At 43.0% G+C, this 25,952-nt stretch carries 19 protein-coding genes; 15 read left to right on the top strand and 4 right to left on the bottom strand.

Translation table 11 applies throughout. The features are described 5' to 3' along the window. Positions 1 to 213: 213 nt before the first annotated feature. Entirely contained in the window at positions 214 to 1,431 is a 1,218-nt protein-coding gene (locus M5U24_RS00970; protein ID WP_197705236.1) for an aryl-sulfate sulfotransferase, read from the top strand. A 64-nt stretch (positions 1,432 to 1,495) separates the two neighbouring features. Beyond that, a complete protein-coding gene (locus M5U24_RS00965; RefSeq protein ID WP_172953491.1) occupies positions 1,496 to 4,495 on the top strand; it encodes an SBBP repeat-containing protein in 3,000 nt (999 codons plus the stop codon). Between the two features lie 82 nt (positions 4,496 to 4,577). Here the strand turns inward: M5U24_RS00965 and folD are convergent, their stop codons facing one another. Further along, positions 4,578 to 5,489 (bottom strand): bifunctional methylenetetrahydrofolate dehydrogenase/methenyltetrahydrofolate cyclohydrolase FolD, encoded by a 912-nt coding sequence (folD, locus tag M5U24_RS00960; protein WP_099326304.1) that lies wholly within the window; start codon positions 5,487 to 5,489, stop codon positions 4,578 to 4,580. Between the two features lie 497 nt (positions 5,490 to 5,986). Between folD and M5U24_RS00955 the strand changes: the two genes are divergently transcribed. From M5U24_RS00955 to uvrA, 3 genes are all read left to right on the top strand, one after another. After that, positions 5,987 to 6,829, top strand: coding sequence for a heme-binding protein (locus M5U24_RS00955; RefSeq protein ID WP_295101185.1), 843 nt, complete (start codon positions 5,987 to 5,989; stop codon positions 6,827 to 6,829). Positions 6,830 to 7,143: 314 nt separating this feature from the next. After that, the gene (locus tag M5U24_RS00950) at positions 7,144 to 8,661 is read left to right on the top strand and encodes a leucyl aminopeptidase (RefSeq protein WP_298201323.1); all 1,518 of its coding nucleotides are present in this window, start codon (positions 7,144 to 7,146) and stop codon (positions 8,659 to 8,661) included. Then, positions 8,658 to 11,483: an excinuclease ABC subunit UvrA gene (gene uvrA / locus M5U24_RS00945; RefSeq protein ID WP_099326306.1), complete on the top strand. Its 2,826-nt coding sequence runs from the start codon at positions 8,658 to 8,660 to the stop codon at positions 11,481 to 11,483. The genes M5U24_RS00950 and uvrA overlap by 4 nt, the downstream gene beginning before the upstream one ends. Positions 11,484 to 11,668: 185 nt before the next feature. On the opposite strand, the gene gspE is transcribed toward uvrA, so the two are convergent. From gspE to M5U24_RS00930, 3 genes are all read right to left on the bottom strand, one after another. Continuing rightward, positions 11,669 to 13,345: a type II secretion system ATPase GspE gene (gspE, locus tag M5U24_RS00940; protein WP_099326307.1), complete on the bottom strand. Its 1,677-nt coding sequence runs from the start codon at positions 13,343 to 13,345 to the stop codon at positions 11,669 to 11,671. Positions 13,346 to 13,647: 302 nt separating this feature from the next. Next, positions 13,648 to 14,088: a type II secretion system major pseudopilin GspG gene (gene gspG, locus M5U24_RS00935; RefSeq protein WP_099326308.1), complete on the bottom strand. Its 441-nt coding sequence runs from the start codon at positions 14,086 to 14,088 to the stop codon at positions 13,648 to 13,650. Between the two features lie 200 nt (positions 14,089 to 14,288). Continuing rightward, complete coding sequence (locus M5U24_RS00930; protein WP_298201320.1) at positions 14,289 to 14,993, bottom strand: prepilin-type N-terminal cleavage/methylation domain-containing protein; 705 nt, start codon at positions 14,991 to 14,993, stop codon at positions 14,289 to 14,291. Positions 14,994 to 15,684: 691 nt separating this feature from the next. Here M5U24_RS00930 and M5U24_RS00925 point away from each other — a divergent pair. The 10 genes from M5U24_RS00925 (at position 15,685) to M5U24_RS00880 (ending at position 25,925) form a co-directional block, all read left to right on the top strand. Beyond that, entirely contained in the window at positions 15,685 to 16,101 is a 417-nt protein-coding gene (locus M5U24_RS00925) for a response regulator (protein WP_099326310.1), read from the top strand. Continuing rightward, positions 16,085 to 17,449 (top strand): cache domain-containing protein, encoded by a 1,365-nt coding sequence (locus tag M5U24_RS00920; protein ID WP_099326311.1) that lies wholly within the window; start codon positions 16,085 to 16,087, stop codon positions 17,447 to 17,449. Before M5U24_RS00925 ends, M5U24_RS00920 begins: the two co-directional genes overlap by 17 nt. Positions 17,450 to 17,600: 151 nt before the next feature. After that, entirely contained in the window at positions 17,601 to 17,984 is a 384-nt protein-coding gene (locus tag M5U24_RS00915; protein WP_099326312.1) for a hypothetical protein, read from the top strand. Positions 17,985 to 18,100: 116 nt separating this feature from the next. Then, positions 18,101 to 19,327, top strand: coding sequence for an MFS transporter (locus M5U24_RS00910; protein WP_099326313.1), 1,227 nt, complete (start codon positions 18,101 to 18,103; stop codon positions 19,325 to 19,327). Between the two features lies 1 nt (position 19,328). After that, positions 19,329 to 20,636: a tellurite resistance/C4-dicarboxylate transporter family protein gene (locus M5U24_RS00905; RefSeq protein ID WP_099326314.1), complete on the top strand. Its 1,308-nt coding sequence runs from the start codon at positions 19,329 to 19,331 to the stop codon at positions 20,634 to 20,636. A gap of 282 nt (positions 20,637 to 20,918) precedes the next feature. Then, positions 20,919 to 21,818 carry an NAD(P)-dependent oxidoreductase gene (locus M5U24_RS00900; RefSeq protein ID WP_157820674.1) on the top strand — a complete coding sequence of 300 codons (900 nt, stop codon included), beginning with the start codon at positions 20,919 to 20,921 and terminating at the stop codon, positions 21,816 to 21,818. A gap of 376 nt (positions 21,819 to 22,194) precedes the next feature. After that, positions 22,195 to 23,328, top strand: coding sequence for an SAM-dependent methyltransferase (locus tag M5U24_RS00895; RefSeq protein ID WP_099326316.1), 1,134 nt, complete (start codon positions 22,195 to 22,197; stop codon positions 23,326 to 23,328). Between the two features lie 249 nt (positions 23,329 to 23,577). Then, the gene (locus M5U24_RS00890; RefSeq protein WP_099326317.1) at positions 23,578 to 23,823 is read left to right on the top strand and encodes a ferritin family protein; all 246 of its coding nucleotides are present in this window, start codon (positions 23,578 to 23,580) and stop codon (positions 23,821 to 23,823) included. A gap of 263 nt (positions 23,824 to 24,086) precedes the next feature. Beyond that, the gene (locus M5U24_RS00885) at positions 24,087 to 25,064 is read left to right on the top strand and encodes a thiamine pyrophosphate-dependent dehydrogenase E1 component subunit alpha (protein ID WP_099326318.1); all 978 of its coding nucleotides are present in this window, start codon (positions 24,087 to 24,089) and stop codon (positions 25,062 to 25,064) included. Positions 25,065 to 25,283: 219 nt separating this feature from the next. Continuing rightward, positions 25,284 to 25,925: a LexA family transcriptional regulator gene (locus M5U24_RS00880; RefSeq protein ID WP_099326319.1), complete on the top strand. Its 642-nt coding sequence runs from the start codon at positions 25,284 to 25,286 to the stop codon at positions 25,923 to 25,925. The last annotated feature ends 27 nt before the right edge of the window (positions 25,926 to 25,952 follow it).

Genomic DNA, 25,952 nt, shown 5'->3' with positions numbered 1-25,952 from the left:
TGAAATCCGAAATTCAAAACAAATTCCCATTTCGTGCTTGATAGGTTCTGGCTATGCCAGCTTAGGGGGAAAGGAGTCCGGGCAACGATAGAAAACATTAGGTTTTTGTTACAAATTGAACCTTCAAAATAAAGCGTTCGTATTTTTGATATGTTGTATCTGCCGCAAGTATTGTATTGTAAACTCAATGGCATTTTATAGGAAAAACGGAGTATGAAAAGCTCAAAACAAATAATAAAAACAGCGATGTATATTTTAGGTTTCACCGCATTGATTAGCGGCTGGCAAGGTAAAGGCATACACGCAGATGATCTGGTGGATAAGTTGGCGATAGACCAGCAAACCCACCGCAGGGTCAGCCGCACAGGTGTTGTTGCAGTTGACAGGGAAAAAGCGGCTATGGGATATATTCTTTTTACTCCAATGAATAATACCTGCGGCGAAGTATTTCTTATTGATACGAATGACGGCAAGGTGGTGCATCAGTGGAATTTGCCTTATGCCCCAGGTGTGTATGGCTATTTACTGCCGAATGGCAATCTTTTCTATAACGGGCAGGTTGAGGATGACGGCGCCTGGGATCTGTGGCCAAACTGGAACAGTTTTAAAGGGGGCATTATGATGGAAGTGGACTGGAAAGGAAATATTGTATGGGAGCTTCGCAATCCCTACCATCACCATGACGGCAGGCGTACTTCTTCCGGAGGCGCCATTTACCTGGCGGTGGAAAAACTGTCAGAGGAGATAAGAGACCAGGTACAAGGGGGGACTGAAGGTTCCAGCAAAAAAGGCGATATGTGGGCGGATATTATTATAGAGGTAGATGCGAATGGAAGTCAGGTATGGAAGTGGCATGCGAAGGATCACCTTGATTTTGATACGGATGTTATTCAATCAAATTGCCCCAGGGATGAATGGACGCACGCAAATGCCGTTGTCCCGTTAGAAGATGACAACCAGGTAATGGTGAGTTTTAGAAATATCTCTACCGTTGGAATTATTGACAAGAATACCGGGAAATTTGTCTGGAAGCTCGGACACTCTGTCTTTGCCCAGCAACATGACCCACGCATCCTTAAGAATGGCAATATACTTGTATTCGATAACGGACAGCAACGGAAGTCTGAACCCGTCCCCTATTCCAGAGTAATAGAACTAAACCGGGATACAAAAGAGATTGTGTGGCGATACCGTGATGTGCCGGCAATTAATTTTTTCAGCCCTACAATATCGGGGGCGCAAAGATTATCAAACGGGAATACCCTTATCACCGAAGGGTGTTTTGGCCGCATATTTCAGGTAACATCCGACAAGGAAGTGGTATGGGAATATGTAAGTCCTTATTTTTATGCGAATAAAGAAGATGTGATTGATAATTCCATTTTTAAAGCCACATTTTATACCGCAGAGGAAATTCCTAATTTACGATAACATAGTAGGGACATGGCATGCCATGTCCCTACTATGCAAGAACCCGAGGAGGGGAATTTTTGAGATGAAGAACAGGAACGTTGCGTTGGCATTTTTGATATGCATTGCACTATGGGTGTTTTCTTTTAAACAGGTATGTTTAGCGGCTGAGAAATTTGATATACAAACGCCTGTTTCCAAAGATGAATTGTTTGGTGGGAGCGGACAGCAAACAAAGGACAAAAAAGCCGTTGAAAAGATTGTGAAAATGGAGACGCCTTTCATTGTCAACAAGGGGCAGCAGGATGAACGGGTGGCATTTTATGCGCACATCTTCTGCGGCACAGTGTTTGTCACAAAAGACGGAGAAATGGTGTATGTATTGCCGGAGCATCAAAGAAAACAGGCATTAAGCGCGCGTAAGGCGAAAAACAAGACGACTCCCCCTGATTTCTCCGAAACAATTGAGAAAAGTTCCGGCAAGAAAGGCATTGCCGGTGAAAAGAGGGGGCTTTTCATTCTCCGGGAAAAACTTGCGGGCAGTGCCCTATCCGGAATACGAGGGGAAGAAGAGGTGGCAGCGAAGATCAATTATTTTAAGGGGGATGACGCTGGGAAATGGATGTCCGCAATTTCAAGCTACAGGATGGTAAGTCTGGGAGAGGTATACGATGGGATAGAATTGAAATTAAAAGCGTATGGAAATGCCGTAGAAAAGCTGTTTTATGTAAAACCAGGGGCAAACCCCGACGAAATAAGGGTTTGCCTTGAAACGGCAGAAAGAAGCACATTAAAAATTAATGCTTATGGCGGGCTTGCGGTTGAAACACAAACCGGGATGGCGGCATTTTCGCGCCCTGTTGCGTATCAGATTATCAACGGCAAAAAAGTAGATGTGCCTGTGACATATTATCTTCATGAGGGTGAAAAGATATCAGACAACAGTGGGCATCGTATCGTAGAAAATAAGAAGTATGGATGGCGCAGAACGGCAAATAGTAAGGGTGCTAAACCTGTATTTGCGAACAATATAACGGAAACCGCTATTGGTGATAAATTTATCTATGGTTTCCGAACGGCTAATTTTGACAGGTCAAAGGAACTCGTCATTGACCCTATTATTTCATCTACTTTTTTGGGAGGTTATTCTGACGAAGAGTGCAGGTCTTTGGGAGTGGACTCAAATGATAATGTGTTTGTTCTTGGAGTAACAATGTCAGATGACTTTCCTGTGACAGATGATGCATATGCAACCTCTTCCAGCGGTAATAAAGATGTTTTTATCTCAAAATTCAGCAATGACCTGACGAGTCTTCTTGCTTCAACATATCTTGGCGGTTCTAATACTGAAGATGCCCATGCACTGGCGATTGGTTCAGGCGACAACGTTTACATAACGGGCTTTACTTATTCAAAAGATTTTCCTGTAACGGGAGATGCGTATGACGCCTCGTATTCCGGCGGTGATGCCTTTGTGTCGAAGTTGAGCGGCGATCTTGGCAGTTTATTGGCGTCAACATATCTGGGCGGGTCGTATAGTGAAGAAGCCCGCTCGCTGGCGCTTGATATAAACGGCAATGTATATGTAGCGGGCATGACCTCCTCTACTAACTTTCCCACCACCGAAGGCGCTTACGATACATCGTCTTCGGGCTTATACAGAGATGTTTTTATCACAAAATTCGATGATGGTTTAAACAGTTTGCTTGCCTCGACATATCTGGGCGGGTCAGAGTATGACGGAGCCTATTCACTGGCGCTTGATGTAAGTAATAATGTGTATGTAACGGGCATTACCAAATCAGAAGACTTTCCGGTGACTGACGACGTTTTTGACGAATCATTTAACGGCAGTGCGGATGCGTTTCTCTCGAAATTCAACAGCGATCTGACCAGTCTGCTTGCTTCAACATATATTGGCGGATATGATTATGACGGCGCTTATTCATTGGCGCTGGATTCAAGCGGAAACGTATATATAACAGGTTATACAGGTTCAACAGAGTCCGCGGATTTTCCCACAACTGCCGGCGCGTATGATTCGTCTTATTATGGGGGAGACGTCTTTGTATCGAAGTTTAATGATGATTTAACCAGTCTGCTTGCTTCAACCTATCTTGGCGGCTCGGATTATGAAGAGGCGTATGCATTAGTAACAGATGCTGAGGATAATGTGTATGTAACTGGCATTACCAAATCAGAAGACTTTCCTACAACTGCTAACGTTTTTGACGAATCATTTAACGGCGGTGCGGATGTGTTTATTTCGAAATTCAACAGCGATCTGACCAGTCTGCTTGCTTCAACGTATCTTGGTGGGGCGGATGATGATAAATCCCTCGCGATGGTTTTGGGTGCTGCCGGAGGCGTGTATATTGCAGGTTCAACGTATTCGAATGATTTCCCGGTCACAGAAGCAGCATATAGCGCCGGTTTTAATAGTGAGTTGGGCAATGCATTCATATCACGATTCGACAGCTCACTTTCGGTAAGCGGGGAAGTAACTACGGGCGAGGCGTCATATATAACCGTTGAATCGGCTACATTGCACGGGACAATTAATGCCGCCGGACTGTCAACGATAGCATGGTTTGAGTATGGAACGGTGAGCGGTTCTTATGATAATACAACAGAAGAACTAACGGTTGGCGGATATGAGGATGTTTCTATAAATAGTAGTGTCAGTAGCCTGAGTTTCAGTACAACGTATTATTACCGGCTGGTAGCAAAAAACAGCGTTGGGACGTTATACGGAAGTGAAATGTCATTCAAAACATCAGCGCAGTGTAAGAGAGAGACTGTATCTGCGGATCAGCAGATTATGGAAATTGCCCGCACTTCTTCCGCACCGGTTACGATAACAGTTGCATGTAATGGTGGCGACCCTCGCTATGGTGTGCTGCTAATCTGGGAAATCATAAAGGGTGGAAACAATATTTCCATATCTCCCGAAAATGCAATCACAGATGATAATGGACAGGCTGTGTTTACGATTGAGGGCGTAAAGAGAGGAAATGCAACGGCAAGGTTTGTGTCAAGCGACTCAAATAGTAAGGCAAAAGTTAAAGTAAGAGTAACTCGATAGTGTAAGGTCAGAGGTCAGAAGTCAGAAGTCAGAGATCCATGTTTTTCGCGGACCTCCAACCTCCGGATGAAAGCGTAATTTTCTATTTTATCCCCAGTTTAAACTTCAAAGACCTGAGGGTATTTCTCATAAGCATTGTAATGGTCATAGGGCCTACTCCTCCGGGAACAGGGGTAATAAATCCTGCAATTTCACTCGCCGCTTCAAAATCAACATCTCCTTTTAAAAGAGCAACCATCTTGTTTGGGTCGTTCTTGCTGGGTTTTTCGCCTACCCTGTTCACCCCCACATCAATTACACACGCGCCAGGTTTAATCCATTCAGGTTTTACCAGTCCGGGAACTCCTGCGGCAACAATAAGGACGTCTGCGCGTTTGCAGTGTTCCGCCATATTTCTTGTTTGTGTATGGACTATTGTTACCGTAGCGTCCGCCCCTTTCCCTTTCTGAAGCATCATATTCGCGATTGGTTTTCCCACAATGTTAGAACGCCCAACCACAACCACCTCAGCGCCGCGGGTTTCAACGCCAGACCGTACAATCAATTCCTGAATGCCGGCGGGGGTGCAGGGCGGGAATTTTACCTCATTGCCTCCGATCATAAGACGTCCGACATTTACAGGATGAAACCCATCAACATCCTTGTCCGGATCAATGGCATTAAGCACCTTCTTTTCATCAATATGTTTCGGGAGTGGAAGCTGTACAAGGATGCCGTGAATTGAATCGTCGTGGTTGTACTTTTCAATAAGGGCGAGAAGGTCCTTTTCTGAAATATCCGCCGGTTGTGAATCCTGCACCTCTTTAAAACCAACCCGGTGAGCGGTTTTGATTTTTAAGGTTACATACGACATGGATGCCGGGTTTTCTCCGACAAGGATTGTTACCAGGCCTGGAACAACGCCGTGTTTCTTCTTTATTTCCGCTACTTCACCGGTAATTTCCTCTAATATTTGTTCACCAATCTCTGTACCTTTAATTAATTTTGCGGACATGACAATACACTCTCCTTTCAGCTATATACAATAAAAAACAAGTTTTAACTTTTAAAAAACTAAAGCGTTACAAATACTGTGAATCCTGAACCCGCCTTGAATATCTCATTGATTTTACAGTGGTTATAATGCGTTTGCACTGCAAAATGACACAACAGGTTCTTTTTTGAGGAGTTAGAATGATAGTAAAACACACAGGGAAATACAACTTTTTTTCGCCATTTTTCTGTGATTTACAACGTCAGATATTCAATGTATGGAAAAACACGTGTTTCAGCAAAGCCGGTGAGGGAATCAATCTGCCGTAAGGTGGGTGAGACGAATAAAGTGGATTATTTTAAGCTGCGGTTCGATTCTTGACAAGGGGGTATCTTAAATGTACAGTAGGTCGCATTTGTTCCATAATAAACGTATAGGAATTTCAATATTTTTCCTCCCGTTACAAAGCTCCAGCTTGGGAACGGGATTTGTCGAGAAGCTTCGTCTTAGACGTAGTTATGCCTGAGAAAAATGGCAAAGAAGTATATGAAATCATGTGTGGTTCAATTATTAAAAATTTATTATTGGGAGGTAGTATGATGAGCATTCGTAAGATACTTTTTTATGCCTTTTTTGTTACCGTGTCTTTTCATGGTATGAATTCTTCTTTGTATGCTGCCGGTGGTTTGCCTTCCCATTCGGCATTAAAAGATGCGTTATCGGCGGTGGTAAAAGAAGACAACGGCGGCTTTGGTTTCAATATGTGGGCAACCGTTGTAGATCGGGACGGCTTTGTGAGAGTGGTGGTCTTCTCCGGAAATGAGAGAGGCGATCAGTGGCCCGGAAGCAGGGTTATTTCAGCACAAAAGGCAAACACTGCAAATGCGTTCAGTTTGCCCGGATTTGCATTATCGACTGCGAATCTTTTTTCTGCAGTTCAGCCTGGCGGCAGTTTGTTCGGGCTGCAGTTGAGTAATCCGGTTGATACAGAAACCGCCTACAGCGGGGCGCCGCAGAAATATGGAAAGGAAAACGACCCTATGGCTGGCAGGAGGATTGGCGGTATAAATGTGTTTGGAGGCGGACTGGCGCTTTACAATAGTGAAGGTGTGCTGATTGGTGCATTGGGAGTGAGCGGAGATAGTTCCTGTGCTGACCATATTATTGCATGGAAAGTACGGCATGTCCTTATGCTGGACTATGTCCCCAAAGGTGTCAGCCCTTCCGGCGACGATAATATCATACATGACATAATTGCCGGGACAAGCCAAAGTGGCTGGGGGCATCCGGAATGTTCTCCGGAGGCAATGAAGATTGCGGAAAAATTGCCTAAAACACATCCTGTTCGTACAAAAAAATAAAATAGAGTAACAATTTAGTTTCTCGAAAAATGTATTATCTATAAGCTCCATAGGAGCGAACTGTTTGTAGCAAGATAAGGATGAAGAGGTACTAGCTCCGTCAGGAGCGGCCTGTTTATCTATGAATCATACACAGGCCGCTCCTGTGGAGCTATTTACTCTATTGAATTTTATTGAGCTACAAACAGACCACCCCTAACGGGGTTATATTGTTTTTTATATATTGGCTTTTCAAAAAGCTAAATTGTTACAAAATAAATAATTTTTCAATGCAAAAATATCTCTTGAACTGCTTTTAAAGAAAGGTGTTATTTGTGATTATCAATGCGAAAACAGGACATGCGGCAGATGAAACGGCGGAAATGTTAGTTTTTTATATGTACGAAGATAGCAAAAAGATACACGAGACACTAGAACCCTTCGATGTTTCATTCAACCATGCCATCTCTGAATTATTAAAAAATAAGGAATTTACCGCAAAGCTTAACAATCTCCGTGCCTTGCCTACCTATGGCAAATTTCCCTCCCAGTATGTCCTGCTTGTTGGTTTAGGGAAAAAAGAAGATATTACCTTTGACAAAATCAGACAGGCGTCCGGTACTTCCGTTAAAACCGCGCGTGATATGGGTATTAAGAAGGTGACAAGCGTAATGGATTCACTGGAAATCCTTGCAGAAAGGCTGGAAGAATGGTGCCAGTCCTTTACCGAAGGCGCTGTATTAGGGCTGTATCAATTTAAAAAGTATAAACAAACAAAGCCGGAAGAAGAAAAGGAAGTCAGGGCGCTTACCCTTTTGGTATCTGATAAGAAAATCCTGACTCCGGTGAAGGAAGGCATAAAACGCGGACAGGTTATCGCAAATGCAGTTTCATTCGCCAGAGACCTGGTGAACACTCCCTCACAGGATAAAAATCCTACTATACTGTCGAATATTGCAAAAAATATTGCAAAAGAGCAAGGCGTCTCATGCAAGATATTATCAACACCTGACCTTAAAAAACTCAGGATGGGAGGCATATTGGGTGTTGCCCAGGGCAGCACACAGCCCCCGAAATTCATCATACTGGAGTATAATCCGCAAAGCAAAAATCAGGACACTATTGTAATTGTCGGGAAAGGCATCACCTTTGATTCCGGGGGGATATGTCTGAAACCGGCAAAAAACATGGACCAGATGAAAAGCGATATGTCGGGAGGGGCAGCCGTACTGGGTGTTTTCAGCGCCCTTGCCAAACTTAAGGTCACCCAGCGTATTGTAGGGCTTATTCCCTGTACGGAAAACATGCCGGGCGGCTCTGCAATTAAACCGGGTGATATTGTCACATTTCATTCCGGCAAAACTGCTGAGGTGGCAAATACCGACGCCGAAGGACGTCTGATCCTTGCCGATGCGCTTGCTTATGCTGAGAAATTTCATCCCGGTGCAGTAGTAGATTTCGCAACGCTTACCGGAGCATGCGTAGTCGCTTTGGGCGGCATTGCAACAGGAATGCTGGGGAATAATGAAGAACTGAAAAACAGGATAAAAACCGCCGGAGAAAAATCATGGGAAAGGGTATGGGAACTCCCTCTCTGGGAAGAATACCAGGAATTCATTAAAAGCGATATTGCAGATATTAAAAATACGGGAGGCAGCGGCGCCGGCACGATAACTGCTGCCTGTTTTTTAAGTAAGTTTACGGAGAAATATCCCTGGGTACACCTTGATATCGCAGGAACCTCCTGGGCGGAGAAAAATAACGCCTACATGCAAAAAGGGGCAACGGGAGTAGGTGTTATGCTGATGCTTGAGTTATTGAAGGACTGGAAGAAGTTTACGAAAGAAAAATGACCACAAAAGAAAACGGCAACTCCATTATCATCCGGGGGGCAAGAGAACATAACCTTAAAGGTATAAATGTGGACATACCGCGGGATCACATTACCGTTATTACCGGCATAAGCGGTTCCGGAAAGTCATCCCTTGCCTTTGACACGATTTACGCGGAAGGGCAGCGGCGCTACATCGAGAGTCTTTCCTCGTATGCCCGTCAATTTCTTGACCAGATTCAAAAACCCGACGTCGAACTTATTGAAGGGTTGCCGCCAACGATTGCCATTGAACAGCGCACCTGTCCCTCAAGCCCGCGTTCAACCGTGGCGACAATAACGGAAATCTACGATTATATGCGCCTGCTCTACGCAAAAACAGGCACCCCTTATTGCTGTCTCTGCAACTGCGTAATCGCCCGCCAAAGTATTGAACAAATACAGCAGAAAATCATGGAAATCCCCCAGAAATCAAGGATTATGCTCCTTGCGCCGCTTGTGATAGGGAAAAAAGGTGAACATCGGGAAATATTTCAATCGCTCTTACAAAAGGGGTTCGTAAGCGCACGGGTTGACGGCTCGGTCACTGACCTTGACGTCATCCCGAAACTGGCACGTTATAAAGCCCATGATATTTACGCAATTGTGGATAAACTCATTATAAAAGAAGGCGTCCAGTCACGGCTTCACCATTCCATTGAAACATGCCTCACTCTTGGCAATGGAGTGATGGTTGTAAGCGAAGAAAAGAAGAAACGTTGGAAAGACACGATCTTCAGCGAACGGTACGCCTGTCCCAATTGCGGCAAGGGATATGAAGAACCGGCCCCGCGCCTGTTTTCATTTAATAGTCCCTATGGCGCATGCCAGGGATGTGACGGACTCGGAAGTACCCTTGATTTTGATCCGGAATTAATTATTAAAGATAAGCATCTGAGCATTAAAGAGGGGGCAATTGACGCCTGGAACAATTGGGGTTCTCTTACACAGACAATTTATGATGATCACATCAAAACATTTACAGAAATGTATTCCATTTCACCTGCTACATCTTTCGCCAATCTGCCGGAAAAGGTTTCTCACGCATTGCTTTACGGGTCTGCGGATTTCGAGGGGGTTATTCCTGATCTGCACCGGATCTACAAAAAAACCACCTCTGAACGTGTTTTGAAGCGTCTCTCCGGTTACATGAGCTACAGAACGTGCTCACTGTGCAATGGCGCACGATTAAGGCCGGAGGCGCTTGCAGTAAAAATCAGTAACACCTCTATCCATGAAATCATGACATTCACTGTAGAGGAGGCGCTTGCATTTTTCAAAACGCTGACGTTCTCAGGACGACAGGCCGTTATTTCCAAACAACTGCTGAAAGAAATTCAAAGCAGGCTTCAGTTCATGATGGAGGTTGGGCTGCACTATCTTGCCCTTGGACGCAGCAGCGATACCCTTTCCGGGGGAGAAGCGCAAAGAACCCAACTGGCAAAACAGGTAGGAACGGGGCTTGTTGGTGTGTGCTACGTGCTGGATGAACCCACAATAGGCCTTCATCCGAGGGATAACGAACGACTCCAGAAAACCCTGTACGCCCTGAAAGAAAACGGAAACACGGTAATTCTTGTCGAGCATGACGAATACACAATTCGTCATGCTGATTACATCATCGACCTTGGGCCAAAAGCGGGAGAGCAGGGGGGGCGTATCGTAGCGCAAGGGACATTGAAGGAAATTCTCAGCAATCCTGACTCCATAACCGGCCGTTATCTGTGCCATTCACCGGAAACAATCACTACGCATAAAAGAAAAAAATACAATCTGAAACACGCCCTGGAAATTAAAGGTGCATGTGCCAATAACCTGAAGACAATCTCGGTAAAAATCCCTTTAAAGGTTTTCTGTTGCATCACCGGCGTATCAGGTTCAGGCAAGAGCACACTTGTTCACGACGTCCTGTACCGCGCCCTTACAAAAGCCCTGCACGGCGGCCATACCCTCCCCGGGAAACACGAAAAAATTACCGGCATCAGGCATATTGACAAGGTTATTGAAATTGACCAGTCTCCCATAGGGCGCACGCCACGTTCAAATCCGGCGACGTATACAAAGGTGTTTGACCCAATTCGCGCCCTCTTTGCGCAAACACAGTCGGCAAAGATACGCGGTTATACCGCGGCAAGATACAGCTTCAACATCAGCGGTGGGCGCTGTGAGGCATGCAAGGGACAGGGCACAAAAAAAATGGAAATGCATTTTCTGCCCGATACCTATGTTATTTGTGATGAATGCAATGGAAAGCGGTACACCACTGCAACGTTGGAAACCATGTATAAAGGGAAAAATATATCCGAGGTGCTTGAAATGAGAATAGAAGATGCGCATTTTTTTTTTGCCGCTGTTCCCAGGATAGAAAGGGTTTTACGCACACTCAAGGACGTCGGGCTGGGATATATAAAACTGGGGCAGTCAAGCACGTCCCTTTCCGGAGGGGAAGCTCAAAGAATCAAGCTTGCCACGGAGCTTTCCAGGAGAGAAACAGGAAAGACCCTTTATATCCTTGATGAACCGACAACCGGTTTGCATATGGCAGACATACAACAATTACTGAAAATATTGCATCAGCTTGTTGATTTGGGGAATTCCGTGCTTGTCATAGAACATAATCATGAGGTTATTAAAGCGGCGGACTACATTATCGATCTGGGGCCTGAAGGGGGTGCAAAAGGAGGTGAAATTGTCGCGGCAGGAACGCCGGAGGAAATAGCAGAAACAAAAGAATCCTATACCGGAAGATATTTAAAAGAATTTATGACAAAGCAAGTTCTCAATGTAGGAAATTTAGAATGCTAATTAACCACAAATGAAACACATTCGTTCACTCATTAGAACTTTGTCAACAAAGCCTTCTAATGAGTGAACCCGCTGGGAATTAACTGCTAATGGACGCAAATAAACGCTAATATGAGTTTTTTTTATTCGCGTCTATTTGCGTCCATTAGCAGTTAATTATTCGATATTCGACTACCAATTGCCGACTACCCGTTTTCCGTATCAGAAGAGACCCTGAGTAGTTCCTCCAGGGTGGTCTCTCCCCTTCGAACCAGATCCAGCCCGTCATCCCATAACGTTTTTGTCCCTTTTTTCACGGCTTCTTTCATTATTTCACTTGAGTCTTTGTGGGCTAAAACGAGTCTTCGAATGCCTTCATCCACTACAAGAAACTCTGCAATTGTCCTTCTTCCCTTCAACCCCGTATTATTACAATCATCACACCCCTTTGGGCCATACAGGGGGACGCCTTCTTCTAGCCCAACCGTCTTGCGGATCTCAGGCCCCGGCATATACAACTCCCGGCATTTCGGGCATAGCCTGCGAACAAGCCTTTGGGCAAGCACGCCAATAAGGCACGATGAAATCAGGTAATCCTCTACCCCCATATCCATCAACCGGGTAAAGGCGGAAGCCGAATCATTTGTGTGGAGTGTTGAAAACACGAGGTGTCCGGTCAAAGAGGCCTGGACAGCGATTGACGCCGTTTCGCGATCCCTGATCTCGCCGATCAAAACAACATCCGGATCATGGCGTAAAATTGAACGCAGCCCTGACGCAAACGTCAGGTCGATCTGGGGGTTTACCTGTATCTGGTTTACGCCCTGCATACTGTATTCTACCGGATCTTCTACGGTTATTATCTTCACTTCAGGGGAAACGATCTCCTTGAGAACGGCATACAGTGTGGTTGTCTTTCCGCTTCCTGTTGGGCCTGTCACAAGAAACATGCCTTCCGGCCTGCTGATCAGCCTCCGGAATTTCTTTAAAAATTCAGGTTGAAATCCCAGCGTTTCCAGATCCAGCATTACGGCAGTACGGTCCAGAATCCTCATTACAATACCTTCGCCATGACTCATAGGGATAATGGACACACGTAAATCAATCTCCTTGCCTGCAACCCTCATTCTTATCCTGCCGTCCTGCGGCAGCCGTTTTTCGGCAATATTTAACTTTGCCATAATCTTGATACGTGAAACAATTGAGTTATACAACTCGCGGGGCGGGGGGGCAAGCTCACCCAGGACGCCGTCCACCCGGTAACGCAGCCGGGTATTTCTCTCAAAAACTTCAATATGTATATCGCTGGCGCCTACTTCAATTGCTTTTGTCAGGATGCTGTTTACCAGGCGGATAACGGGCGCTTCGGAGGCCATATCACGCAATTGTTCTATGTCTTCCATCATCTCAACAGATGAAGCCATAGCATCTTCCTCTTCTTCGCTCACCCCGGTTTCATAGAGTTTTTCCAGAGAACTAATGATATCTCTTTCTGTTCCGGCAAAGACCCTTACCTCCCTGCCGGTGGACAATGCAATTGCTTCAATCAGCAGCGTATCCTGCGGATCTGCAAGCGCGATATCTAGTACGTTTTCATCGAGGCTTAAAGGAAGCACCCGGTTTGTGGTCAAAAACACCTTCGGCACATTTTCCAGCATCGGATATGTATCCGTCTTCTTTTTTTCCCAAACCGGTATTTCCAGCAACCTGCTGTATGCGAGGCGCAGGTCTTCTTCTGAAACGGTTCCAAGGTCAATGAGTATACGGCCAAGCTTTTGTCCCGTCTGCTTCTGCGCTTCAAATGCCCGCTCTAAGTCCTGACGGTTTATCTTGCCTATTTCAAGAAGTACCTCTCCGACATTATTGTCCGTTGCCAACACCATACTTTATTATTCTCTCCTGCAAAAACACCTTTGTGGGCTTAAATTTGGTAACACATTAGTTCTTTAAAAAATTTCAATAATAGTGCTGTTTGCCGTGTAGTAGTGTAGGGACAGTGCATTTGGAATAAAAGATTGCGGCTTGTTCCTCTCTGAGATATCTAAGCCCGCTAAATCCATGCAGTACGACGAGGTTCGTCGTACTGCAAATTACAATTTCCAGTTTAAAAATACTAAAGTGTTACCAAATTTGCGGCTTGAACCCTGCATTCATAATGTTGCTTCGCCGCCCTCACCTATGAATGCTACTCCCAGCTTACCACGTCTGCATTTTCACCATCGCCGCCTTCTGCGCCGTCAGCGCCATACGAAATAATGTCATAATCGCCATTCTCTCCCGGATACACATATACGTAGTCATTTCCCCACGGGTCTTTAGGAATAAACTTCTTTTTTAAGTAGGGGCCTTTCCAGTTTTCCACTTCGTGCGGCGCCGCAACCAATGCCTCCATACCCTCCTCCTGCGTTGGATATCTGGTAGTATCGAGTTTAAACATTTCCAGGGCCGTTGAGAATCCTTCAATCTGTTGTTTTGCCACTGTCTGCCGTGATTCACCCACACGGCCAATCATTTTAGGCCCTATCAATGCAGCAAGCAGGCCTATAATAATCATAACTATGAGCAATTCCAACAACGTAAAACCACCATTTCTCAACAAATACGACCTCATTTTCAATTCTTTCATTTCACCATACTCCATGTAGTAAAGGTTGTAAAATTGTAACAATACTTCTTTTTGACAAAATATTTAATGGTAAAATCCGAAATACTAAATACGAAACAAATTCTAATGATAAAGCATAAAATTCAAAACAAATTCAAAATCTGTGTGATCGGTGGTTCCCCTTTCGTCTTTTCAAAGTATTAATATAATACATTGGCCGTTTAGCGCATGCCATTAATCATCCACATCTTCATCTTCTCTTCTTCATCGACATCATAGGAATCATCTTCGTAGTTGTCAAAGGAATCGCTTCTGTTCTCCGCGTGTAATGGGGTCTTTCCCCTTGGTCCTCTACTTGTTAAAACAGCAGAAACTTTCAATGCATTGATCTTTTGTTCAATTTCTTTATCGGTAATTTCTCCCGGGATTCTTTCATATTTTACGGTCTGTTCCATGTCTTCGCCTAAGCGAAACGTGGCAAGGCCGCCCAGGGGTTCTATGTGCAAAACCGCAGTCATTTCACCATATGCAAACCCCAATTTCCTGCCGTGGGCAGTGCCGCTCGGATAAAAGGTAAAGACCCTTATTTGTTCGTCAGCATCCTCAAAATTATCAGAAAACATTTGTATTTCATAGGGGATTTCCAATTTTTCCATGCCTTCACACCATAGATAGCCGTCCAACAGGTCAAGCACTACTTCCGTTTTTGCCCCCCCGGACATTGCAATAATCCTGGCTTCTCTCAGGGAAAAAACAATGCCGGACATAATCTTCCTGAATTTAATGGTATCAAGAGACCCTGTATAGCGGGGAATTGAAATACCGGCAATGATTCCCATAATTACCATAACGATAATAAGTTCGATTAAAGTAAATCCATGCTTTTGCAAGGAATTCTTATTTGCAAAAAATATATATTTATCCATACACGAAATTATGAAATATTAAACAAAATCCAAAATCCCGATTAAAATAACCGTAACAGTTTAGATTTTTGAAAAAGCAAAAAATGCTCGTTCCCAGTTAGCGACAAGGCATGCTTTGACGCTACCTGGGAACGAGTGGTTTTCTTTCATAGAACTAAAATGTTACGAAGTCAATATTATACAGCATGCCTAAGCGTTTAAATAGAATTTTTTGATGTTGCCACTCCCTCTTTGGCAATCGGCAATCTACAGTCGGCAAATTGCAGACTGAGGATTGAGGATTGCCGACTGTGGTTATAAAAACCTCAACTTATTAAGAAGTTGCCTGTATTTGCCCTGTCGCCCCGCTCACCTTTACGAAACTGCAACCAAATTGTTTCCATCTGTAACTTTATTGCATTTTTGCTTCTATACCTTGTTATTTTATGTAGTTATGCCTATTGCCATAAATTTAACAGGAAACAAAAAGGTTACAATATTCTTTGTTCACAGATTGCCTGTTTTAGTTTTTAAAAATTTTATATCTTCTGAATGAAAGCACTTATGAATGTTTTACTGTTCTGTTTTTTTACAGGCACATCGGTTGCTCTATTCATAAAACAACGAACGCTATCGCAAGAAAACATCTGGCATCACAAGAACAGTGAGAAAAGGTTTAACCATTTTAGTGCAGGAAACAGAGAGTACACACATGCTATCGAAAAGAATTCTGATCGTTGATGATGAAGAGGGGTATAGAAAGGTATTATCGAATTCCCTGACGGATTTAGGGTTTGAGACAACAGTTGCAGCAAACGGCATGGATGCACTGGAAGAGATGAAAAAGAAAAACTATGCAGTGATATTACTGGACATGAAGATGCCAGGCATAGATGGAATTGAACTGTTAGAACGCATTCGAAAGGAACAGCTTTTTTCTTCAATAGTGATTATTACAGCATATACGTATGAAGATATTGCAAGGGAAGCCATTTGTAAGGGTGCAAAAAAGGTAATTAGGAAACCTTTTAGTATGGATGAAATCAAGTCGTGTCTTAATGAATTAATGAAACCGGAAGAGGCCGGTAAATTTAACATGGAAGAGGTAAAACATGAAGAAATTATTTAAGGAAAGTATATTTATCGTAGCTATCACCCTTGTATTCTTTGGATTATTTCCGCTTTTGTTGTTTCGCATGTTGGCATTTCCCAATGCGAAGACAGAGCTGGAACAACATGTTCAAAGAAATCTGGAAGACGCATTGTACAAACAAAATGACCTTCTCTCACGGTTTTGGGAAGAAAGAAGATCGCATGCACGTTCAATTTCTGATGCTATTCAAAGCACAATGTTTATTTATGGTGATGAAGATTTTGTAGGTATTTTAAGCGGCGGAAATGAACTTGAATATTTACGATTAAGCACGCAACTGGAGTGTACGAAGGCAGATTATGGTTATAAAGGGATTTTTATATGTGATGCGGCAGGTATTGTACACATAACGACCGCAGACGAAAAGTCACTTAAGGGAACGAATATTATGAAGGAAGACGCCTTTCGGGATGTTCAGGAGACTTTGTACGACGGCAAGTCATATATTTCTGGCGTATCACATTTCTCGGTAAATAAAAAAGAAGACACTGAAGAACCTTCGCTGTTCATATCATACCCAATCAAGGGAAATCGCCACGATATCATTGGAGCGATTTTCCTTTGGATGAATACTTCCCTGCTGGATACGGCGATGAATAGTTTTGTACTCGGGAAAACAGGTGAAGCCTATTTGATAAATAAAGAAGGAATTATGATTACACAATCAAGATTTTCCCGTCACCATGGAAATGAGACGAATGATACATGCAAAACGTGTCACATTGTAGAGAACCCGGAAACAAAAATGATGACAAAAGGAGTGAAAAGTTGTGTTACGGGAAAGGCTTCCGGCTATAACCTGGAAGGATATCGCGATTATGGAGGAATAAAGGTCGTTGGCGCATGGCGCTGGCTGAAAGATATGCACATGGGTTTAATGGTGGAGATAGATGCAGATGAGGCATTTAATACAATAAACAATATTAACTCAATGATAAAATCTTTCATGATTGTAGTGCTCATTCCCGCAGTTGTTCTTGCCTTTTTATTACACAGAAAAATCAATCTGGGATATATGATAAAAGGTTTGCCTCTCCCTAAAAAAACCTTGATCGGGACTGCCCTTATTCTTGTTGTGGGATTTATCATAGCGATTTTGGACGGATATCAGTTGAAGAAGGAAAGCGGTTATATCAGAGAACAGGAATACAGAATATCAAATCCCTTTAGTGTACTGGGATCTATTGCCATACTGAGAGAAGAAGGTTTTATAGAAAATAACATTTCAAAGTTCAGAAAGGAGTATCGTATTAAAAAATCTGAAAATATTTTTCACAATGATAAGAAGGAGAGCGAACTGGTAAAAGGCGGAAATTACCATTAAAAAGCGCTCTCGTTCCGTATAAGGAATGATAGACCTTGTTAGCCATTGATAAATGATATGTCACAAAAAGGCTAAAAAAGCAAATTCGAATAACTACTGTAGATGATACAGACCATTTTCAAGACGCTTAATTTTTTGAAAGGAGTTATTTATGACTAACGTTATTTTATCCCCGAGGGAAAAGACAAAAAAAGTTTTAACCGCGGAATTTACAAAGGGGTGGTTTGAGTATGAGGCGTCTTACGATGGCGTACTTTTGAATATCGACACTGCGGGAGCAAGGCTTCTTGGCTTTTCGTCTCCGGATGACATGCTCGGGAAAAAGATAAATGAATTGTATGCGCATCCCTATGACCATGAAAAGACATTATCTATGCTGTTCAGGGATGGAAAGGTAAACGGTTTTTTCACCCTGATGAAGGGAATGGACGACAACCTGGTGTTTATAAAACAAAGCAGCACTCTGATTACCGATGAGTATTACCATTTGCCGTTAAAGGTACAAACCTCTTTCGAGATATCCCATACGCTGTAGTATTTTAAAAGGCTTTTCCATCAACCCTGACAGGGTTTGAAACCTTGTCAGGATTAAAATCACTGCGGTAAACATATAGATTAATTTCATTCATTACATTACCGGGAGTTTTTTTTATGAATGTTTCTGCAAATACACCTGTTGAAGTTGAAGAATTAAAAGGGAACACAAGGGTGCTTATACTTGCTACGCTTGCCTTTGCGGTAAGTTTTGCCGGATGGTCACTGTTTGCGCCTTTGGCCTCATATTTAAAAGTGGTATTTGATTTATCTTCAACCGCATTGGGATTGCTGCTTGCCGCACCGGTGTTGCTTGGCTCCATTGTCAGAGTGCCTATTGGTATTTTGACTGATAAATATGGCGGAAGAAAGGTCTTTAGCGCATTGATGGCGGTGTGTTTTTTCCCTATGTTCATCGCAGGCTTTGCGCATAGCTACCTGTTTTTATTGATATGCGGGTTGTTTTTTGGCGCAGTCGGGGCGTCTTTTGCCGTTGGTATTCCACAGGTCTCCCAATGGTATCCAAAAGAAAAACAAGGGTTGGCGCTGGGAATTTATGGCATAGGAAATGTCGGTTCTGCTGCAGCGGTCTTTGGAGCGCCATTTATTGCTGAATCCGTAGGATGGAACAAAGCGTTTATCTTTTATTCCATTCCATTGCTCTTGATGGCTGCTATTTACTGGTTTTTTTCCGCTGATGCGCCAAAACCTAAAACGGTGAAACCCAAGACCTTGAGCGACCGGCTGAAGGTATATAAATCTTCTCATTTAATATGGGTGTTTTCCCTCTTCTATTTCATGACGTTTGGTTTTTTTGTATGCTTTTCGCTTTGGCTGCCTTCTTATCTTAAAGAATCTTACAACATTACACCGGTAAAGGCGGGCAGCTATGCTTCTGTATTTGTGTTTCTGGCGACTTTTTCAAGGATTTTGGGCGGATACCTGGGAGATATCTTCCATGGGAAACATGTTTTAACAATTATCTCCTTGTTCCTTATTGGCATACTTATTTATCTGAATCTGAGCAGTTCTCTTGCGCTTACGCTTGTTGTTTTCTATTGCATGGCGGTTTGTCTGGGCATTGGGAATGGCGTTGTCTTTAAACTGGTAGCGGAATACTTTCCAAAAGAAACAGGCGCCGTAGGTGGCATGGTTGGAGCTGCCGGAGGGCTTGGAGGATTTTTTCTTCCCATAATTCTTGGCACCATCAGGGATTATACCAACAATAATTCATTAGGATTCATCTTTGTTTCTCTCGTGTGCCTCATGTGCCTCTCCTTTATGGAAGAAAAGACTTTTATAACAAAGAAGGGCGATGAAATGACGCCCGCCGTGGGACAATAGTATGAACATAGTAACGATTGCAACTTATTCAACCAATACCCGCTGGTTTATTCCCGCTATGGCAACAATGATGATGGCGCTCATATCGTCATCCTACGGGTATAATGAAGCTGCTCCCTATCTTTTTATCGCCGGAATTACAGCATTTTTTTTAGTGGCGGCCTTTATCACCATGAAGGCCGTATTTTTTTACAGCGAATTTTCACATGACATTCATAGCCCGGAAAAAACCAACTATCTCTTTTCAGTGGTGGGGGTTATTGGCCTTGCAGGTGTTTTTTGTTCTAAACTATGGAGCAATTATACCGTTTCCTGGATATTCTTGTATGTTTCTCTTGCCCTTTGGGTAATTATTACCCTTTTATCTTTCAGCTTTTTGTTTTTGTCCCGCAAATCTGAAGAGCGGAAACTGGAAGAAGTATTGCACGGCGGATGGTTTTTTATTTGCATAGGTACTCAGGCAACCGCTTTGATGAGTATCATTGCCGCCAAACAGGCAACGAGCCACCTATTCCTTATCCACCTGATTTCTTTTGGTTTGTGGTCGATAGGGGCGTTTTTATATCTTCTGTTTATAACGTTAATTGTACTCAGGCTCATTTTTTATTCATTCCCCAATAATTCAGAACTCTCACCCTATTGGATGAATGTAGGAGCCGCTGCGCTTACGGCGCTTACCGGTATTACATTATTTCAGCATATATCAGCCACAGGGGGAACATTTCTTGATCTTTTACCTTTTTTAAAAGGGTTTTCATTGTTTTTTTGGTCTGTGGGGCTATGGTGGCTGCCATTATTGAGTATTATGGCGCTGAAAAAACAGGCGTATAATGATGACCGCTTCGTGTTTACAGTAGGATATTGGGAGATAGCGCTGTCTCTTGCCTTATATGCGGCTGGAACCAAACAATTAACGGGCATTTTTGCCGGACAATACATAGTCGCATTTTCACACTTTCTTCACATTGCCGTTCTTCTTGTGTATGGTTATGCGCTTGTCTCTACCATTACACATCTGGCATTCTCATTAGTATGGATGCCGGTAAACGACCTTACAATCAGTTGTGTTGTCCCCTATCGTTTCACCTTACAGGGAAAGATCTTCTATGTAACCGGCATTGTAAGTGAATGGATGGACAAGAATATTCAGGGCAAGGTTAAAAAGCAATATTATGCAATTGTCAACAATAACCTTAACTGCCTGATTTCCTACGACCTGTTTTCAAAAAAGTGGTATATTCGCCTGGCGAACGCCGCAATTGACACAAAAGGACAACCACCCATTCAACCGCCAGTTCACAATTCTTAATACACAATCCACAATCCGCAGTTTGCCGACTATGCCATATTCTCCATTCTTCTCGTTTCCACATAGTAACGTAGGAACGAGAGGAACTTTCGTGAGATTTAGAGTTCAAAGGTTTTCAGCCATGAGCCACGAGCCACGAGCCATAAGCCATAAGCATTTTTGTATTGGCATACCATTCATATCGAATATAATAAAAAGCATGGTGTTTGATAGTCAGGAAGAGTAATAGTTGTGATGGCGGCGTTTTGCTGTATAAAGTCAAATGATAAAAAGGGGCATATTATGAAAATAGCGGTAACGGGTTTAACAGGTTTTTTGGGGTATTACCTTGCAAAGCGGTTTTTTGAGAAGGGCATTCAAATCCTGGCACTTGTTAGAAATACAACGAATCTGTTGCATCTTCAGGATTTTCAAAAAAACATAACGTATGTGCAGGGGAATTTAGACGATAAAGAAACGCTGAAGAAATTTGTGTATGGCGCGGATATTGTTGTTCATATGGCGTACGAAAGAAATGGGGCGTCATTTCATGAAGCGGGCAATAAGGATATAAAACGATTTGTGGAAACGAATCTTTTGGGGAGCATAGAGTTGCTTGATGCTGCGAAATGCGAGGGGGTGAAACAATGCATCTTTATCAGCTCCTGTGCTGTTTATGGATTTATTTATTCACATATCCGTCTTGACGAATTGCACCCCTTGCTGCCGGATTCTAACTATGGGGCTTACAAGGCGTCTGTGGAGGCATTTTGCCATTCTTATTTTCTTTCAAAACATTTTGGCATAACGATATTCCGGCCTGTCGGCATTTATGGGCTTGCGCCGCACCTTGCACATTCCGCCTGGTATAATATTGTAAAAGATATTAAGCATGGCCGCGATGTGGAAGTATCCGGCGGGGGAAAAATAGTTTACGTTGAAGATGTTGTCCGTGCAATTGAATTGGCGGCCGGCAATAAAGATGCTTCGGGAAAGATATATAATCTGATGGACATGTATATTGATAATATGAACGTTGCCCAAATTGCCAGGGAAATTTGTGGTTCACGGTCAATTATCAGTGGCACGCCAAAAAAATCTATTCATACAATCGACAATACGCAATCAAAGGAACTGGGAGTTTCTTATCCCGGCATTGAAGGGGTAAAACGATATATTAGGGAGTTAGCGCTTCGTATTTGAAAATTAATATTCAATATTCGTAACTATTCAGCGTAAACGATACACGGCTCGTTCCCAAACCCCAGTTTGGGAATGCATTTGTTCGAGAAACTCCGGTTTCTCGCCTGTTTGCTGATAGATAGGGAATAAAATCACAGGGTTAAGACAGTTTGTAATTTGTCAAGTCAGACCCTCACTGGAAACAAAGTTTCCAGTGCAATTGCGTTCCCAAACTGGGGTTTGGGAACGAGTTGCGCTCTGATCTCCGGTAGTTTAATAAATTACGTTGAATAGTTACCAATATTCAATGTAAAAGAATAAAGGCAAATGATCAACAATTTGAGAATTGAATATTGAATATTTTTCTTACTTAATGACTTAATGACTTAATGACTTAATGACTATCCTCAGTGACTTAATCATCGAACGTATAAAAAATAAGGGGAACATTACATTTGCTGAATTTATGCAGATGGCATTGTATTATCCGGAATACGGTTATTACAACTCGAATGCTGTGTCAATTGGCAAATCAGGGGATTTTTATACAAGCCCCGCTGTTCACCGGATGTTTGGAGAACTTATCGCAGTCCAATTGGAAGAGATGTGGAGGATATTGGGGCGTGCTTCATTTACTGTTGTGGAAATGGGAGCGAATGCCGGTTGGTTATGTTATGATATTATGCGTTATATAAAAAATGAGTATCCCTGGTTTTATAAAAAAGTACAGTACTTTATTGTTGAATCGAATCCCCATCTTCGGGAAAAGCAGCAGGAACTTTTTTGCGGCAATCCTGTTTTTGACGAAAAACTTTCATGGCACTCATATGGAGAGGATGGGTTTTCATTTGACGCTGTTCAGGGCTGTTTTTTGTCAAACGAATTTATCGATGCACTGCCTGTACACCGGTTATTAGTAAAAGAAGGTGAAGTAAAAGAGATATATGTTGGGTACAATGGCAACGATTTTTATGAAATTGTTGGTGATGTTTGTAATCACGCATTAAAAGACTATTGCATCAATGCTGAAATGCCTTTAAGAGAGAGCCGGGTGCTTGAAATAAACCTGGCCGCCCGTGATTATCTGAATCACGTTGCACAGAAATTAAACTGCGGTTTTGTGCTAACGATTGATTATGGAGACACCGCGCAGCGGCGTTATCGGGACAACACAACGGGAGGTACATTGAGGTGTTATTACCGGCACAACGTTAACCATGATTATTATGAACGACTGGGAGAACAGGATATTACCGCGTCTGTTGACTTTTCTTTCCTGATGGACGTTGGGAAGGGGGCGGGGCTGGAGGTGACGGGATTGGTCAAACAATCCCATTATTTAATTGCTTTGGGGGTACTGGAGAAGTTAAATAACATTAGGAACAATCTTGAAACTGTATTGAAAGTAAAGAACCTCTTCCTGCCTGAAGGCATGGGAGAGGTTTTTAAGGCGCTGATTCAGCACAGGAATGTGAAAAATCCATGCCTGTCCAGCCTGAAACCTTTAAGTTCGTTAAAACCCGGAACATAATGCGCTTTAATCGCGAAACGCGAAACACAAAAGAGGAACCACAGATTTCACAGATTGCACAGATTAAAAAAAGGAAGAGGAACCACAGATTTCACAGACTTCGTCGTGAGCGCAGTCGAACAATTGCACAGATTAAAAAATCGTCACAAGCTTACAATTGTCTCTTCTTCCACCGGTAATCTACCGTCGACAGTCGGCGGTTGACCAATGACTAATGACCAATTTCATTAAAACAGAAAGGAGTAATTTGTGGAGAGCAAACAACCATTGGAAGTGGGATTGATTATGAATATCCTGACTGAGGCGATAAAAAGAGAAGAGGAATCATATGAATATTATTATAATGCTTCATTAAAAGCAACAAAACCTGCGACAAAAAAATTGCTGCTTGAACTTGCAGAATGGGAGAAATCACATATTGAAGAACTACAACATCATGTGGCGGAACTGAAGGCGCAGAAGGAAATAGACAGGGCAATTACCGGCGGTATATAAGGGACCTGCAATTTTTATTATACCGTAGCAGACGACAGTCGGCAAGTTGCAGACTGTGGACTGAACGAATTCTAGTATAACGTTTCATTAAAATATCTACATTGATACCGTCATTTTTTTACGTACACATTTTAACGAGACGATGTACTAGCATTAAATATTTTGTTAAAAAGCACGCACTGACGAATGGAAGTGTGCAAAGAAATTGTTGACATGTTATTTCACAAGAATCTTCATTTTTATCATATAAAGCAGAGGCATATATGGAAATAAAAAAAGACGATCTATTGCAGATGTATTATTACCTTAAATTAACGAGGAGGCTGGAGGATCGTGTAACCTCTCTCTACCATCAGGGGAAAATTATGGGAGGGGCATGGACGAGCAACGGTACAGAGGCGGTGTCTGTTGGATACGGATATGCGCTTGAAAAGGATGATATTGCCGCCCCTTATTTCAGGGACATGGGAGTATTCCTGATACGGGGTATTTCTGCAAAACGCATTATTGCGCAGTATTTCGGGAAAAAGACTGGCGTTACCGGCGGAAAAGAAGGCAATGTGCATATAGGTGATATGAAGTATGGCGTTGTCGGATTCCCAAGCCATTTGGCAGATAATTACCCCGTAGGCGCCGGTGTAGCCCTTGCCTTTAAAATACGCGGAGAGAAGAAGGTTGTGGCTGCGTGTACCGGTGATGGGGGCACAAGCCGCGGTGATTTTCACGAGGGGATGAATTTTGCTTCTGTGAGAAAATTGCCCATTGTTTTCTTCTGTAATAATAATCAGTACGCATATTCGACGCCGCTGCGGTTGCAAATGAATATCAAAGACGTCGCAGAACGTGCTGCCGCATACGGCATGCCCGGCAAAATTGTGGATGGCAACAATGTTGTTGAGGTTTACATGGCTGCAAAGGAGGCATATGAAGTTGCGAGGAATGGAGGAGGCCCTACGTTTATAGAGTGTAAAACCATGCGGATGCATGGTCATTCGGAACATGACAGTGCCAAATATGTGCCAAGGGAATTGCTGGAAGAGTGGAAGAAGAAGGACCCTATCACAAATATGGAAAGGTATTTGACGGAAAAGAATATAGCAGGTAAAGAGGAACTTGACGGCATTGACTCCAGGGTAAAAAAGGAAATAGATGAAGCGGAGGCATTTGCAGAAGAGAGCCCGTATCCCGACCCCGCTGACGGCCTGAAAGGTGTTTATGCGACATCGGTAGAAACAAGATAGGAATGGTCTTAGTACTTATTAGTAATTTCTTCGCACACTTCCATTCGTCAGTGCGTGCTTTTTGGCAAAAGATTTAATGGTCTCTTATGCAGTTGGCAGTCGACACTCTACAGTCGGCAGTCGGCAAATTGAAGATTGCAGACTGAGGACTGTTTTCGTTTTTTTTAGTTCTGGCTATACCGGCTTAGGATGCTGTATTAAATTTTTGGAAACTGAGAAATGTATAATATAAAATTTTCAGAGGTTACAGAACGGCTGAAGGAAGTGCTGAATACCAAATCGGAAGATGATTTGGCAAGAAGCCTTGAAATAACAGCACAGGCATTTCTTTCCTTCAAAAAACAAAATGAAATCCCCTCCGAATTGCTCGTCCGTTTTTGCCTCTTAAACCAGGTATCCATTGACTGGCTTATTAAAGGAGAGCAGGAAAAAACGAGTGATTATGTGAGTATCCCTATATATAACGCCAAAATATTTTCGGAGGAAAAGGCAAAAGAACCGGAACATGCTGCGGGATTTATGGCGTTTAAAAACGATTGGTTAATGTCTGAATTCGGTGCGAATAAAGCGAAGCTTTATTTATTTCATGTAAAAGATGATTCCATGGAACCTACGTTAAAAAACGGTGATGTTGTCATCGTTGACAAAAAAAATAATGTGCTGGACCGGGATGGATTGTATCTCTTGCGTACCGAAGGTGCGGCAGCGTTCATTAAACGAGTGCAGCGCCTTCCAGGCGGTAGTCTTCATCTGCTGTGCGACAATGCTACCTATAAACCCATTGAAGCAAAAACGGCTCAGATAGAGAATGGTGATATTGTGATTGTCGGCAGGGTTGTGTGGTCAGGCAAGCGGTTATGACGTGTAGCTTGCAGGAAGAAAAAATGA

Origin of the sequence: Candidatus Kuenenia sp., assembly GCF_027493735.1 — a bacterium.
GTDB lineage: Bacteria > Planctomycetota > Brocadiia > Brocadiales > Brocadiaceae > Kuenenia > Kuenenia stuttgartiensis_A.
Note: the sequence above shows the minus strand (reverse complement) of the source record. Positions and strands in the feature narration are given on the sequence as shown.

Excerpts from the sequence above, each read along its gene's own strand:
- M5U24_RS00965 (WP_172953491.1), top strand. The coding sequence starts at position 1,496 with ATGAAGAACAGGAACGTTGCGTTGGCATTTTTGATATGCATTGCACTA.
- M5U24_RS00925 (WP_099326310.1), top strand. The coding sequence starts at position 15,685 with ATGCTATCGAAAAGAATTCTGATCGTTGATGATGAAGAGGGGTATAGA.
- M5U24_RS00910 (WP_099326313.1), top strand. The coding sequence starts at position 18,101 with ATGAATGTTTCTGCAAATACACCTGTTGAAGTTGAAGAATTAAAAGGG.
- gspG (WP_099326308.1), bottom strand. The coding sequence starts at position 14,088 with ATGAAAGAATTGAAAATGAGGTCGTATTTGTTGAGAAATGGTGGTTTT.
- M5U24_RS00920 (WP_099326311.1), top strand. The coding sequence starts at position 16,085 with ATGAAGAAATTATTTAAGGAAAGTATATTTATCGTAGCTATCACCCTT.
- folD (WP_099326304.1), bottom strand. The coding sequence starts at position 5,489 with ATGTCCGCAAAATTAATTAAAGGTACAGAGATTGGTGAACAAATATTA.
- M5U24_RS00930 (WP_298201320.1), bottom strand. The coding sequence starts at position 14,993 with ATGGATAAATATATATTTTTTGCAAATAAGAATTCCTTGCAAAAGCAT.
- gspE (WP_099326307.1), bottom strand. The coding sequence starts at position 13,345 with ATGGTGTTGGCAACGGACAATAATGTCGGAGAGGTACTTCTTGAAATA.
- M5U24_RS00905 (WP_099326314.1), top strand. The coding sequence starts at position 19,329 with ATGAACATAGTAACGATTGCAACTTATTCAACCAATACCCGCTGGTTT.
- uvrA (WP_099326306.1), top strand. The coding sequence starts at position 8,658 with ATGACCACAAAAGAAAACGGCAACTCCATTATCATCCGGGGGGCAAGA.
- M5U24_RS00895 (WP_099326316.1), top strand. The coding sequence starts at position 22,195 with ATGACTATCCTCAGTGACTTAATCATCGAACGTATAAAAAATAAGGGG.
- M5U24_RS00955 (WP_295101185.1), top strand. The coding sequence starts at position 5,987 with ATGCCTGAGAAAAATGGCAAAGAAGTATATGAAATCATGTGTGGTTCA.
- M5U24_RS00885 (WP_099326318.1), top strand. The coding sequence starts at position 24,087 with ATGGAAATAAAAAAAGACGATCTATTGCAGATGTATTATTACCTTAAA.
- M5U24_RS00915 (WP_099326312.1), top strand. The coding sequence starts at position 17,601 with ATGACTAACGTTATTTTATCCCCGAGGGAAAAGACAAAAAAAGTTTTA.
- M5U24_RS00880 (WP_099326319.1), top strand. The coding sequence starts at position 25,284 with ATGTATAATATAAAATTTTCAGAGGTTACAGAACGGCTGAAGGAAGTG.
- M5U24_RS00900 (WP_157820674.1), top strand. The coding sequence starts at position 20,919 with ATGAAAATAGCGGTAACGGGTTTAACAGGTTTTTTGGGGTATTACCTT.
- M5U24_RS00970 (WP_197705236.1), top strand. The coding sequence starts at position 214 with ATGAAAAGCTCAAAACAAATAATAAAAACAGCGATGTATATTTTAGGT.